At 33.5% G+C, this 14,246-nt stretch carries 18 protein-coding genes and 1 other annotated feature; of the genes, 1 reads left to right on the top strand and 17 read right to left on the bottom strand.

Going from position 1 to position 14,246, the window contains the following annotated elements:
* Positions 1-245 precede the first annotated feature (245 nt).
* From secDF to ACY191_RS08170, 15 genes are all read right to left on the bottom strand, one after another.
* The gene (gene secDF / locus ACY191_RS08240; RefSeq protein ID WP_229367260.1) at positions 246-2,522 is read right to left on the bottom strand and encodes a protein translocase subunit SecDF; all 2,277 of its coding nucleotides are present in this window, start codon (positions 2,520-2,522) and stop codon (positions 246-248) included.
* A 284-nt stretch (positions 2,523-2,806) separates the two neighbouring features.
* On the bottom strand, positions 2,807-3,067 hold the full coding sequence (yajC, locus tag ACY191_RS08235; protein WP_042738503.1) for a preprotein translocase subunit YajC: 261 nt from the start codon (positions 3,065-3,067) through the stop codon (positions 2,807-2,809).
* A gap of 16 nt (positions 3,068-3,083) precedes the next feature.
* A complete protein-coding gene (gene tgt, locus ACY191_RS08230) occupies positions 3,084-4,223 on the bottom strand; it encodes a tRNA guanosine(34) transglycosylase Tgt (RefSeq protein WP_229367261.1) in 1,140 nt (379 codons plus the stop codon).
* Between the two features lie 21 nt (positions 4,224-4,244).
* Positions 4,245-5,270, bottom strand: coding sequence for a tRNA preQ1(34) S-adenosylmethionine ribosyltransferase-isomerase QueA (gene queA, locus ACY191_RS08225; RefSeq protein ID WP_042738501.1), 1,026 nt, complete (start codon positions 5,268-5,270; stop codon positions 4,245-4,247).
* 1 nt (position 5,271) lies between these two features.
* Positions 5,272-6,273, bottom strand: a complete 1,002-nt coding sequence (ruvB, locus tag ACY191_RS08220; protein ID WP_042738500.1) for a Holliday junction branch migration DNA helicase RuvB — start codon at positions 6,271-6,273, stop codon at positions 5,272-5,274.
* 33 nt (positions 6,274-6,306) lie between these two features.
* Positions 6,307-6,909 carry a Holliday junction branch migration protein RuvA gene (ruvA, locus tag ACY191_RS08215; protein WP_042738499.1) on the bottom strand — a complete coding sequence of 201 codons (603 nt, stop codon included), beginning with the start codon at positions 6,907-6,909 and terminating at the stop codon, positions 6,307-6,309.
* Between the two features lie 12 nt (positions 6,910-6,921).
* Positions 6,922-7,377, bottom strand: a complete 456-nt coding sequence (locus tag ACY191_RS08210) for an ACT domain-containing protein (RefSeq protein WP_042738498.1) — start codon at positions 7,375-7,377, stop codon at positions 6,922-6,924.
* Positions 7,378-7,388: 11 nt separating this feature from the next.
* Entirely contained in the window at positions 7,389-8,681 is a 1,293-nt protein-coding gene (gene obgE, locus ACY191_RS08205) for a GTPase ObgE (protein ID WP_042738497.1), read from the bottom strand.
* Positions 8,682-8,811: 130 nt separating this feature from the next.
* On the bottom strand, positions 8,812-9,096 hold the full coding sequence (gene rpmA / locus ACY191_RS08200) for a 50S ribosomal protein L27 (protein WP_042738496.1): 285 nt from the start codon (positions 9,094-9,096) through the stop codon (positions 8,812-8,814).
* 11 nt (positions 9,097-9,107) lie between these two features.
* Entirely contained in the window at positions 9,108-9,428 is a 321-nt protein-coding gene (locus tag ACY191_RS08195; protein ID WP_042738495.1) for a ribosomal-processing cysteine protease Prp, read from the bottom strand.
* Between the two features lie 2 nt (positions 9,429-9,430).
* The gene (gene rplU / locus ACY191_RS08190) at positions 9,431-9,739 is read right to left on the bottom strand and encodes a 50S ribosomal protein L21 (protein WP_042738494.1); all 309 of its coding nucleotides are present in this window, start codon (positions 9,737-9,739) and stop codon (positions 9,431-9,433) included.
* A 12-nt stretch (positions 9,740-9,751) separates the two neighbouring features.
* Positions 9,752-9,825 (bottom strand) — a sequence feature (ribosomal protein L21 leader region).
* Between the two features lie 35 nt (positions 9,826-9,860).
* Positions 9,861-10,379, bottom strand: a complete 519-nt coding sequence (gene mreD / locus ACY191_RS08185) for a rod shape-determining protein MreD (RefSeq protein ID WP_229367263.1) — start codon at positions 10,377-10,379, stop codon at positions 9,861-9,863.
* Positions 10,379-11,221 carry a rod shape-determining protein MreC gene (gene mreC, locus ACY191_RS08180; protein ID WP_229367264.1) on the bottom strand — a complete coding sequence of 281 codons (843 nt, stop codon included), beginning with the start codon at positions 11,219-11,221 and terminating at the stop codon, positions 10,379-10,381. Before mreC ends, mreD begins: the two co-directional genes overlap by 1 nt.
* Before the next feature lie 281 nt (positions 11,222-11,502).
* Positions 11,503-11,655, bottom strand: a complete 153-nt coding sequence (locus ACY191_RS08175) for a hypothetical protein (protein WP_107527229.1) — start codon at positions 11,653-11,655, stop codon at positions 11,503-11,505.
* 69 nt (positions 11,656-11,724) lie between these two features.
* The gene (locus ACY191_RS08170; protein WP_042738491.1) at positions 11,725-12,186 is read right to left on the bottom strand and encodes a DUF4930 family protein; all 462 of its coding nucleotides are present in this window, start codon (positions 12,184-12,186) and stop codon (positions 11,725-11,727) included.
* 150 nt (positions 12,187-12,336) lie between these two features.
* Here ACY191_RS08170 and ACY191_RS08165 point away from each other — a divergent pair, with 150 nt between their 5' ends.
* On the top strand, positions 12,337-12,516 hold the full coding sequence (locus tag ACY191_RS08165; protein ID WP_082039180.1) for a hypothetical protein: 180 nt from the start codon (positions 12,337-12,339) through the stop codon (positions 12,514-12,516).
* 206 nt (positions 12,517-12,722) lie between these two features.
* On the opposite strand, the gene ACY191_RS08160 is transcribed toward ACY191_RS08165, so the two are convergent.
* Together ACY191_RS08160 and radC are read right to left on the bottom strand one after the other, a co-directional pair.
* Positions 12,723-13,004, bottom strand: a complete 282-nt coding sequence (locus ACY191_RS08160) for a hypothetical protein (protein ID WP_229367265.1) — start codon at positions 13,002-13,004, stop codon at positions 12,723-12,725.
* 204 nt (positions 13,005-13,208) lie between these two features.
* Positions 13,209-13,886, bottom strand: coding sequence for a RadC family protein (gene radC, locus ACY191_RS08155; RefSeq protein ID WP_042738489.1), 678 nt, complete (start codon positions 13,884-13,886; stop codon positions 13,209-13,211).
* Between the last annotated feature and the right edge of the window lie 360 nt (positions 13,887-14,246).

Raw genomic sequence — 14,246 nt, 5'->3', positions numbered from 1 at the left:
TGAATGACATTATTGAGATATGCACTTTATTTACACACTTCGTAAAAGTTCTGATTTCACATATTAATATTAGGTAAAATTCAACGACTGCATTTTATGTAACATACAATTTCACTTAGTGATAAAAAAACTCCCTTCATAGTCAACATTTGTCAGTGTCAACTATGAAGGGAGTATATCGTATTCAAATAAGATTCTTCATTTCAAGCTTAAAAATCTATATTCAAAAACTTTGACTTATTCTTTTATACTAAGATTTTTTCATCATTAGATTTCTTTTCTTTATATACAACTAATTTATGATTATCTGTTTTCTTAAGTTGTCGTTTCTTCATAATGCCCCATAACGGTACTGCAATAAATACAGATGAGAATACACCCATAATCAAACCAACAAGTAACGCTAATGAGAAGTTGAAGATGCTTGGTGCTCCAAATAATAATAATGCAACCACTACAATAACTACTGTTAATACAGTGTTGATTGAGCGAGTCATCGTCTGTCTAATCGATCTATTTACAATATCATCAATCTGCGATGTTTTTGTGATTACTTTTATTTTGTGTAAGTTCTCACGTACCCTGTCAAACGTAACAATAGTGTCGTTTATAGAATAACCAACGATTGTCAACACTGCAGCAATGAATGTGATATCAACTTCGAGACGGAATAAACTAAATACTGCGACTATCATAAACGCATCATGTAACAATGCTAAGATTGAAGATAGTCCCATTCTCCATTCAAATCGGAATGAAATATAAATAATTATACCAATAGAAGCGTATAGCAATGCTAACATTGCATTTTTAGCCAACTCTTGACCGATAACCGGTGAAACCGTATTTACAGTTGGGTCATGACCATAGTTACTGTGTATGATGTTTTTAATTTTTGAAACATCTTCCTTAGATAAGTCTTTCTTATATTGGACAGTAGCATTTTTACCATTTTCTCCCAATGAAACTTGATCAGGTTTGAAATCTTTAGCTGCCAGTGTCTTTTCAATTTTCGTGTCTGATACTTTATGATCAGATTCAAAGTCAACACGTGTACCACTTGTGAAATCAATTCCTAGATTTAATCGGAAGATAAATAGAATGATTGCCCCAACCATTAATATTAATATACTTAATGATATTAATGGTTTGGCTAATTTAACAAAGTCTATTTTTTCATAAGGTGTTTTTAAGTCATGGACATCTTTACTGTCGTTAATATCATATCTTTCTTTCCTTTTAACACCAAATAACCAATAAGATTTCTTAAAGAAGTTAGATGATACTAATAATGATAAGAGTGCTCTAGATAGGAACACAGCTGTTACAAAGATCATTAGTATACCCAATAGCAACATTGTTGCGAAACCTTTAACTGAACTTTCACCAAAGAAGAATAACACTGCCGCTGCAATTACTGTCGTTAGCTGAGCATCGACAATTGTAAGGAATGAGCTTTTATTCGCTCGTTTATAAGCCTGTTTAAGCGTCCTTCCTATCTTCAACTCATCTTTTATCCGTTCATACATAATGATATTAGCATCGACTGCCATACCTACACCTAAAACTAATGCCGCTAAACCTGGTAGTGTTAACACACCAGAAATAAAGTTAAACGCAACAAGCGTTAAATAGATATAAGCAGTTAATGCGATAACCGCTACTAGACCAGGCAAACGATAGAAGCCTAACATAAATAGATAAATAATACCGACACCAACAAATGCTGCAAGTACAGTTTTATCTAGTGCATCTTGGCCGAATTGGGCACCAACAGAATTAGAATAAATTTCTTTTAAATCAACAGGTAAAGAACCTGCATTAAGTAATTCTGAAATCTGTTTTGCTTTTTCTACACCTTTTTCGCCGTTAAAACCACCAGAAATTTCTACACTATCTGAGTTGATAGGTTTATCGACTGATGCTGCAGAAACGTATTTAGGATCTTTTTTATCTTTTTCCTTATGATACGTATCGCCTTTTTGATGATCTAACCATACGACCATTACATTTTCATCTTTTTTAGAAATTTCTTCTGTTACTTTTCTAAATTTATCACTATCTTTTAATTTGAAAGTAACTGCAGGTTGGTTCGTATTTTGTTTAAATTCTTGCTTAGCAGAACCTTGTTGAATATCTTTACCTGTTAATTTAACATTGTCGTCAGCATCACGAATCGTTAAATTAGCTTGTGATGATAAGATATCTCTTGCTTGTGATTGATTCTTAATTCCAGCAAGTTGAACACGAATTCTGTTCTTATCTTCGACCTGTATTTTAGGTTCTGAAACCCCGAGAACATTGACACGGTTCTCTAGTGTCTTAGCGGTTGCTTTTACCGCTTTATCGTCTATCTTGTCACCTTTTTGCAAAGGATCAACTTGATATAAGACTTCAAAACCACCTTGGAGGTCTAAACCAAGGTTGACATCTTTAACTACATTCTTATATGTAAGTCCCATTCCTGCAAAAAGAAGGACTACAAGTAATAAGAATGCAACTATTCTACTACCTTTTTTCACTTAAACACCTCATTGTTAGCTTATGTTATAAGAATACTTGATTAAAACGTTTGTTTGCAAGTCTTATAAAGCTTTGAAATCTAACTGTATGACCTTATATATCTTAACATATTACAACCATAGGAAAAACCAACTCAACTATTTGTAAATTAAAAAACATATTGTAAGCGTTTATATAACAAACCTTTTACATCTTTATCTATTTCCATACCCTCTTACGAAACGATTAGCTATAAATCATAAAAAAAGAACCGATGTCAGGCATCGGTTCTAAACAATCCAAATTATGATGGATCCACTTGTTTAATTGCTGGTTTCTCTAAAGTAATTTCAGTACCATTACTATTTAATGATAGTACTACTGTAGTTTCATCTACACTACGTACAGTCCCTTTAATACCGCCAATTGTTGTTACGTGTTGACCAGTTGTTACTTGACTAATCATTTCACGATGCTCTTTGGCTTTCTTTTGTTGTGGTCTGATTAAGAAGAACCACATTAATACTAATAATAAAATTGGTAATATCAATGAAGTAAATTGCATAGTTTATTGCTCCTCTTTAAAAGTTTTTTGGGTTCTCTACATTAAGCCCATACTGCTCAAAAAATTCTTCTTTAAAATCAAGAAGACGATCTTCACGAATAGCTTGTCGTATATTTTCCATTAATTTAAGCAGAAAATGTAAATTATGATAAGTAGTAAGACGGATACCAAAAGTTTCTTCTGCTTTGATTAAGTGTCTTATGTAAGCTCTACTATAATTCTTACATGTATAGCAGTCGCAATTCTCATCAAGTGGTCGCAAATCATCTGCGTATTTAGCATTTTTGATAATTAATCGGCCTTCGGATGTCATACATGTTCCATTTCGTGCAATACGTGTAGGTAACACACAATCAAACATATCCATACCACGAATACTACATTCAATTAATGCATCCGGAGATCCTACTCCCATTAAATAACGCGGTTTATCTTTAGGCATGAATTGTTCTGTATGCTCAACCATATCATACATAACAGGTTTCGGTTCACCAACTGATAAACCACCGATTGCATATCCAGGGAAATTCAAAGCAACTAATTCCTCAGCACTTTGTTGTCTTAAATCCTTGTATTCCCCACCTTGAATAATACCAAATAAAGCTTGATCCTCAGGTCTCTTATGTGCCTTTAAACATCTCTCAGCCCATCTTGTTGTTCGTTCAATTGAATCCTTTACATATTGGTATTCAGCTGGCATTGGTGGACATTCATCAAAAGCCATCATAATATCTGAACCTAAATCATTTTGAATTTCCATCGACTTCTCTGGACTTAAGAATAACTTAGAACCATTAGTATGATGACGAAACTCAACGCCCTTTTCAGTAATATTTCTTAAATTACTCAAACTAAACACCTGGAAACCACCAGAATCAGTCAGTATCGGACCATCCCAGTTCATGAACTGATGCAAGCCCCCACTCTTTCTGATGATATCATTTCCTGGTTGTAACCACAAATGATATGTGTTTCCTAAGATGATTTTAGCTTCCATTTGCTTTAACTCTTCAGGGCTCATTGTTTTTACCGTTGCTTTTGTTCCTACTGGCATAAACATTGGTGTTTCAAAAGAGCCATGCGGTGTGTGAACAATACCCAATCTCGCACCAGATTGCTTACAAGTCTTAATATGTTCATAAGTAACTGCTGGCATAATAATCTCCTCTCAATTCCCTTAAATAATTAACATTGCGTCTCCAAAACTAAAGAATCTATATTCTAACTCAACTGCTTTTTGATATGCATTAATAATATAATCACGTGAACTAAAAGCAGATACTAACATCACTAGCGTTGATTTAGGCAAATGGAAGTTAGTAATTAATCCATCAATTGCCTTATATTCAAAACCAGGATAAATAAAAATATCTGTCCAACCACTTTGCGCAACAAACGATTCGTTGGACTGCATGATTGTTTCCAATGTTCTAGTTGACGTTGTTCCAACTGAAATAATACGTTTACCTTGTGCTCTTGTAGCATTCAACAAGTCTGCAGTTTCTTGATTAATTTGATAATATTCACTATGCATTTCGTGATCATCTATATTATCCACACTAACAGGTCTAAACGTTCCAAGACCTACATGTAGTGTAACAAAGGCAATGTTAACACCTTTATCTCTGATTTGTTGTAATAAGTCATCCGTAAAATGTAATCCTGCTGTTGGTGCGGCTGCAGACCCTGATTCTTTGGCATAAACTGTTTGATAACGCTCCTGATCATCTAAACGTTCTTTGATATATGGCGGTAGAGGCATTTCACCAAGTTCATCTAGACGTTCTTGCAATATACCTTCATAATGCAATCGCATTATACGTCCACCCTGGTCAAGCTCTTCCATACACTCTGCAACAATTTTCCCGTCACCAAAGGATAGCTTATTTCCTACTTTAATTCTTTTTGCAGGTTTCAATAATACTTCCCAATCATTGCCTTCTATTTGTGTCAGCATAAGCATTTCAACTTTGGCTCCAGTATCTTCTTTCAAACCAAATAACCTTGCTGGCATTACACGTGTGTCATTTAAGACTAACGTGTCTCCTTCATTTAGGTATTCAATCACATTTTTAAATTGTCTATGTTCAATGTCTCCAGAATCTTTACCCAACACTAAAAGTCTGCTCTCATCTCTATTTTTCAATGGTGTTTGAGCAATTAGTGACTCAGGTAAATGGTAATCAAACGCTTCAATATCCAACTTAGTCCCTCTTTTCATTCTTTCCAAAATGTTCATATGCATATGCCGTTGCTTTACGACCTCTAGGTGTTCTTTCAATAAAGCCCTTTTGAATTAAAAACGGCTCATAAACATCTTCAATCGTAACTCGTTCTTCACCTATTGATACAGCAATCGTATCCAATCCAACCGGACCTCCACTATACTGTTGTAAAATACAATTCATCATTTTATGGTCAATATAATCTAATCCTTGATCATCAACTTGCAATAACTCAAGCGAATGCTTCGTTGTATCAATATGAATAATCTCATCATTATTCACTTGCTGGAAATCACGAACTCGTTTTAACAATCTATTTGCAACACGCGGTGTACCTCTACTACGCTTTGCCAATTCAATTGCACTTTCTTCATCAATGGAAGTTCCAAGTACTTCAGCAGTTCGAATAATAATTTCCTTTAATTCAGTTTCTTTATAATATTCTAATCTTAAATGTACGCCAAATCTATCTCTTAAGGGTGCAGATAAGCTACCTGCTCTTGTTGTAGCTCCAATTAATGTAAATGGTGGTAAGTCAATACGAATGCTTCTTGCTTCTTCACCTTTACCGATTACGATATCTAAAAAGAAATCCTCCATTGCAGGATATAATACTTCTTCAACAACACTGCTCAATCTATGTATTTCATCAATAAATAAAACATCGCCAGGTTGTAATCCTGATAATATTGCAGCTAAATCGCCAGGGCGCTCGATTGAAGGTCCCGAAACTGTTCTAATATTTACATCCATTTCATTTGCAATAATATGAGATAAAGTTGTTTTTCCTAAACCAGGGGGACCAAATAACAATACGTGATCTAATGGTTCCTGACGTAGTTTTGCCGCCTTGATAAACACCTCTAAATTCGACTTTATCGCTGATTGGCCTATATACTGCCTTAGTTTAGTCGGTCTTAAAGAATATTCAAATGACGTTTCATCTTCATGCATTGATTGATCTACCATTCTTTCATCCACATTTATCCCCCCTCTAAATTTATAAATTCAAATCTAGGAAACTAATAACTGTAAACCACGTTTGACTGCTTCATCCACTGATTCAAATGTATCTTTATTTAAAGCTTTCTCAACTTTAGTTAATTCACGCTTAGAATAACCAAGTGCCTCAAGTGCTAGTAAAGCTTCCTTTATAACTTGTGAAGCACTATCGTCTTCTACACCTAAGTCTAATTGTTGTCGTTCATCAATATCGTTAATTTGCACTTTACCTTTTAAGTCTAAAACAATCTGACGTGCAGTTTTCTTACCAATTCCTGGGAATTTAGTTAAATATGCATCATTTTCATTTTCGATAGCAATTTTAACCTCATTTGGAGAACTACTGGCAAGAATCGCCAATGCAGATTTAGGTCCAATACCTGTTACTTTGATTAGACTTAAGAACATATCCTTTTCTTCTTGATTCATAAATCCATACAATAATTGTGCATCTTCTCTAACTATTAAAGAAGTGTGGATAATGACTTCTTGTTCTAAATATTTTTGAAAACGATATGAATTAGGTGTTTGAATTTCATAACCGATGCCCGCCGTTTCTAACACAACATGAGTTGGGTGCAATTCTGATAATATACCTTTAATATATGCGTACACATTTACACTTCCTTATATGGTCATACTAATTAAATCCACTTTAGAAACTTGATCAACTTTATTCAATGCCTGAATAACATCATCTACTTCTAAATTTGTACCTTTTGCATCTAATGAGAGCGTAATGGTTGCTCTACCTTCCATTGGAATACTCTGGTGTATTGTTAGCACCGACAAACTCAATTGAGAAATCGTATTCAATACACCCGCAAGCATCCCCACAATATCATTTACATATAATATCAAAGTAAACTCACGCGTTTCTTCCATTTTTTCATCAATTGGAAAAATAGTATCTCGATATTTGTAAAAAGCACTTCTAGATAAATCGAATTTCTTAACTGCTTCGAAAATGGACATAGAAGGATCATTCTTTAAAAGATCTTTAATTTTAAGAGTTTTCACGACCGATTCTGGTAGCACATCTTCCCTAATTAAATAAAACTTTTTATAATCTTTTTCGTCCATTTCAAGCACTCCTATTCAATAAATTCAAATTCTCCACCAAGAATTCTTACGATATCGCCATTTTTACAACCACGCGCTCTTAATGCATCATCGATTCCCATAGACCTCATTTGACGTGCGAATCGTCGTACTGCAGGATCACTGTTGAAATCAGTCATCTTGAACATACGTTCAATTGCTTTACCACTTACAACATATGCCGCATCATCATCTCTAGTAATTGTGAACTTATCTTGACTTGGTGTATGTTTGTATAATACCCGGTTAACACCTAAATCTTCGTCTTCTTTATTGAAATCGACATCTTTCACTTCTTCTAGTTTATCTGCGATAGCATATAATAAATGATCTATATTCTCTCTTGTAAATGTTGAAATTGCAATGATTTCCACACTGTCATCATCGACTTGTTCTTTAAACAATTGTAAATTATCTTCAGCATCCGGCATATCCATTTTATTTGCCACAACAATTTGAGGTCTATCTTCCAAACGTTGTTCATATGCTTTCAGCTCGTCATTAATGACCTTGTAGTCTTCGAAAGGATCACGCCCTTCTGAACCACTCATATCAATCATATGGACAATTACTTTTGTACGTTCAACGTGTTTTAAAAATTGATGACCTAAGCCTACACCTTCAGCCGCACCTTCAATTAAACCTGGTAAGTCTGCTAATACAAAGCTTCTTTGGTCCTTTGTAGAAACTACACCTAAATTAGGTTTAATCGTTGTGAAATGATACGCACCAATTTTCGGTTTTGCTTTAGACACAATAGATAATAATGTAGATTTACCAACACTTGGGAATCCAACTAAACCGACATCTGCTAATAATTTCAACTCTAGCGTTACTTCGATCTCTTCACCTGGTTCACCATTTTCACTAAAGTCCGGTGCTGGGTTTCTTGGAGAAGCAAAACGTGAATTACCACGTCCACCGCGGCCACCTTTAGCCACAACAGCTTGTTGACCATCTTCTACCAAATCCGCTAATACTTCTTCAGTTTCAACACTTTTAACAATTGTACCTGGTGGAACCTTTAATACTAAATGCTCAGCATTTTTACCATGCATGTTACTACTTTGGCCACCTTCGCCACGTTTAGCTTTAAAATGCGTTTGATATCTAAAATCTAATAAAGTTCTTAAACCTTCATCTACCTCAAATATTATTGAAGCACCATCACCGCCGTCACCGCCTGCTGGTCCACCAAACGGAACATATTTCTCTCTACGGTATGCAGTTATACCGTTACCACCATCACCTGCTTTAAGTGATATCTTAACCTGATCGACAAACATGATTTCACCTCTTTTTCATTCATTTTATTTTTTTAATTCTTATATATTATAGCATTATCTCAAAAAACTAGAAATAAAGACAAAAAATAAACACCAGAAGTAATCACTTCTGGTGTTAACGTTGACAAAATTACTCAGCTGCTGCGTATACAGAAACTTGTTTTTTGTCGCGACCTTTGCGTTCGAATTTAACAACGCCGTCGATTTTAGCGAATAATGTATCGTCGCCACCACGACCTACATTTTCACCAGGGTAGATTTTAGTACCACGTTGACGGAATAAGATTGAACCGCCAGTAACGTATTGACCGTCAGCACGTTTAGCACCTAAACGTTTTGATTCAGAGTCACGTCCGTTTTTTGTAGAACTTACCCCTTTTTTAGATGCGAAGAATTGTAAGTTTAATTTTAACATTTGGTTGCACCTCACTTATAATTTAGTCTAATGTTTTCTTTATATTCCTCTTCAATTGTTTGTAAAGATACTAACATTGCTTGAAGAATTAATTGCGCTTGTTCATTATTGGTATCGACACTTCTAATATGAAAATGCCCGCCATCGTCATTATAATTGATATCTGGTTTCTCAGATGTCAATCCCATAATAGCATTCACACTACCAAATAGCACTGCAGATGCTCCGGCACAAACAATATCATGACCATAGTCACCATGATCAGCATGACCATCCATAACTACGTCAGTAACTTGACCTGCATCATTCAGTGTAACATCAACTGAAATCATTATTATGCGTTGATTTTGTTGATTGTTAATTTAGTGTAAGGTTGACGATGACCTTTTTTACGTTTAGAGTCTTTACGACGTTTGTAAGTGAATACAGTGATTTTCTTACCACGACCGTGTTTTTCAACTGTAGCAGTAACAGTAGCACCTTCAACTGTTGGCGCACCAACTTTAACTGCGTCTCCACCTACGAATAAGACTTTATCAAAAGTAAATGAATCTCCTTCATTTGCTTCTAATTTCTCAACGAAGATTTCTTGACCTTCTTCAACTTTAACTTGTTTTCCACCTGTTTCAATAATAGCAAACATACTTTGCACCTCCTATAATTTAAGTCACGCCAAAGACAGGTGACAATCTTGTACTTGAACCTGAATCTGAGCGGTTGTATGTAGCTATAAACTACTCAACTACTGCATTTTAGCATCACAACTATTTACTGTCAATCTTGATTTGAACTTTTCTCAAAAATTTTGTGATTAATGGAAATACAATTAATAATAATAAAAAGTTTAATAATAATGTTGGTAAAATTCTAAATAATAAAAAATCCACTAAATTAAAATGTATCAATCCTAAAGTTGCATATATGATAGCGACATAAATTTCAAGCACTAGTATTGAAGCCCAAGTAGCTATAAATAACATGACTTTGTCTCGATAAAATGATCTAAAGAAAAAATCCATCAACACAACGAGTAATATATAACCAAATAAATACAAGCCATAGAAACTTCCAAAATAAATATCCGTAATCAAACCGAGTACAGCACCTAATATCATAGCAACATTAAAACTTCTGTATACACAGATGATTAATATATACATCAATGTAAGATGTGGAACAAAAATAATATCCTTTTGTCCAATTTGCATCGGAATTACTAATCCGATTACAGTATCGATGTAAAATAGCACAATACCAATTAGAAAGTAATACAGTGAACGCATTAATTACCACCGCTTTCATTATCTGGTATTGTGGAAGGATTTCTCTTAGCAACGTATACATGATTTAAATCAGTCAAATTTGCTGCAGTTTTCACTTTGACCTCTTTAGATAAACCATATTCGTCTTTTTGAACTTTTTCCACTTCACCTATGTAAATACCGCTAGGAAGCTGATCAGCTAATCCACTTGTAACTACTTTATCTCCTTTTTTAACACTATCTTTATTATCGATATCCGTAATCACAAGTTCGTCTGTTTTTTCATCATAATTGTCTATGAGTCCAAATACATTTTTACCTTTATGTTGGATATTAACAGACAATCGGTTAGATCGTGTGTTCGTGGATATCAAATCAACCTGAGATGAAAATTGATTTACTTTAGAGATGCGCCCTACTAAACCTTCAGAAGTTAATACAGCCATGTTCTTTTCTATTCCATCTTTCGAACCTTGATTAATAACTAAGGTATTCATCCATTGATCTGGATTCCTAGATAAAACGGTGCTTGAAATAGGATCAAATTTAGAAATATCATCAATATCTAATTCCTTTTTGTATTTCTTATTCTCCCCTTCAAGCCTTTCGTTCTCCGCTTCCAATTTCTTAATTTTACTACTTTGCTCCTCGGAACTATCGCCAGAGAACAAATTCCCAATAGATCCTGTTACAAATTGAACAGGGTAACTTACTACTCTTTGCCCAAATGAGACCGAATCACCTACATATTGTTCTACAGGTGATTGCGATTGAGAGCGCAAAGATACGCCAATCAAGGCTATAAACACTATGATTGCACATAAAATAACAATCGCTTTGTTATTTTTAAAGAACTTTGACAACCTAAACACCTCTATTAACCTACTATTTTATGTTCTGATATCATTTTATATTACAAATAGCCTGAAATAAAGCGCGAACCCTAATATTGTAGAATAAAAATTTATTCCAGTTTCTATTAAACAATAAATAACATTTCAAACAACAATATCTATTAAATAGTGCCCTGAAATATTCAATATAAAACATGACTAAATTCAATAGACTTGTAATAAGACTCCCTTTAATTTTAAGCATAAAAAATACGCCTCTAACCATAGAGACGTATCAATTTATTTTGAAATTATGCTTTATCATCAGAATCTTCAGTTTCAGCTGATGCTTTTTCTTCTTTTTCATCTTCTTTATACAGTGTTTCCTCTTTACGCCAACGTGCAAACAAGTTTTGTGCTTTCGCTTGTTCGTCTGCTTTCTTTTCTTTAGATTGTTCACTCATAATTTATACACCAACCTTTAACTATTTTCATAATAAGGCTAACGCATTTCATGACAGAATTCAAACGTGTTACTCGAAACTTGACGGTGGACGTAACTCAATATGTTGTCCAAGTTTATTTAAATCTTGTTGCATCTCGATTTCTGTTTTATAAACTCTTATACTATCAGAGCCAAATTTATAAATAATAAATTGGTCACCACGTTGACCAGCTAAATATTTATCATTATATCCCATTCTGCCAATACCAGATACAGACATAAACTCCTTCTTATTAATCCAATTAAACATATTTTTAGTTTGACTAAGCGGCACGTTATTTAATAAATCATTTTCCTCTAACGTATACCTTTGCCCACCATTTAATTGACCTTCAGGTGGTGCATTTTCACTCATAGGAGGTCTATTATTATGGACAGGATTCCATTCTTGATCCTTTAAAAAAGGGGCATATTTCAATGCGAAAAACACAATTATAATTATTGCAATGACAGCTATAATATTTTTTATCAGACTAAATATAAACCGCATGAACCATCCTCCTACTTCAACATTTACATTATAAATCCATCTAACACCTTTAAACATCAGTCTATAGGTGTATTTAAAACTTTACTATAGACCGATGCAACACGCATATATTATGTAGTACAATAAGTTACAAAGGGAGTGAATATATCTATGAGTCTTATTTCAATTATTTTATTAGCGCTCTTAGTAATTCTACTATTTAGAGTTGGATTATCCTTACTAAGATTTATCATATATGTCGGTATCATCATCTTATGTATATACTTAGGCTATCAAGGTATCCTTTGGTTGATGGATAACTTTAATATGTATTTTAATTTCATAAAATAAAATTTTAGCGCTTAGTTTGACAATGGTCAATTAAGCGCTATTTTTCTTTGAAATTGTTGTTATGTGTTTAGTGAAAAAGAAATACTAACAAAATTAGTCTTAATATCATCTTGAACTTCATGCTAAACACTGAAACATGTGTGCTACTAATGCCATTACTATAGATATACTGTTTACAAAAGGTTTATATACAGCTATATTTAACACTATTTATTAATACTATTTGACAATATTTGATATGCTGCATAACTCCCACATAAGAGTAATGCCCATACAATGGCAACTATAATAGAACTACCGAGTGCCAACCATATATTAACACCAGATTGTTGTATAATCTGATATATCAATGTAACGATTAAATTACCTATGACAGCTAATATAATAGCTACACCCGTCTTTTTCCAAGTAATTTGTTGCTTATTTTTAGTTAATTGCATTACATAAATCATCGGTAACAATAAACCTATGATTAAAATTATCCCCATATTTGCAATCCTCCTCACAATTCAATTTAAGTATACCTTAATCTTTAATAACGAGAAAGATTTATCATATATACGTACATTTGAATAACAGTAAATAAAATTACATATGAAACAACCTCTTAATAAAACTTCAAATCACAAGCGAGGAACGATTAAAATTGTACAATACGCATCAAAAATAAAAATACTCAAATTAAAAATCAATTACTCAAAGTAACCCGCTTCCACCATACTTAAATAACAATGATCACCAATAATTAAATGGTCTAATACATCGATACCAATAATATCACCACACTCACGCAAACGCTCAGTCGTAATTAAGTCCTCACGAGATGGTGTGACATCCCCCGAAGGATGGTTATGCAATAATATGATTGCATTAGCGGCAATCTTAACTGCCTCAGAAAATACTTCCCGTGGATGAACTATTGATGAATTTAAGGTACCAATAAAAATCACCTGTTGCTTAAATACGATATTTTTAGAATCTAGAAACAGTACTACAAATTGCTCTTGCTTTAAATGTTCCATTTTCGCCATCATATAATTTGCAACATCCTTAGGTGAATTAATTTGAATCTTCTCTTCCACACTACCCGAATGCATACGTTCTCCCAATTCGAACGCCGCTTTTAATATCAGCGATTTATAAATACCCATTCCTTTGACTTTCTTCAAATCATTTATAGATAATGACTTTAATTCCTTTAAATTACTGACCGATTTCAATAATTCATTGGCAATATCAAGACTAGACGCACCCTTTCTTCCTGTATTAATCAATATGGCCAGTAACTCTGCATGAGATAAGTAAGCAGCCCCCGCACTTAACATGCGTTCTCTAGGCTTTTGTGTAGTAGCTAATTCATTAAGTTTCAAATAATTAGACCTCCATTAGGAAAAATAGATGATATATAGAAGTGATGTGTAAACAAACTAGATATTATAAAAAGCTTAAATTTGATTATAGATGTACGATCTTTCTATGAGGAATATTATAAATTTGAAGAAATTAAAGGAGATGAAAATCAAATGCCTAACAGCGCGCGATTATAAAATAAATACATTGTGAAATTTTATTGCTGTATAAACTAATTATAACAAGTGCACAACAAATTTAAGAGAAAAATATCACTTTTAAACTTTTAACACAGTGGTAAAAGTGATTATTTTAAATTCAGATAACTATTAATTTAAAATTTCATGTATTAAAAATATGAATAACGCTATTCTATTTAT

This window comes from Staphylococcus sp. TCBT05, from assembly GCF_055179755.1.
The sequence above is the reverse complement of the archived record's forward strand: the minus strand, read 5'-3'. Positions and strand labels throughout refer to the sequence as shown.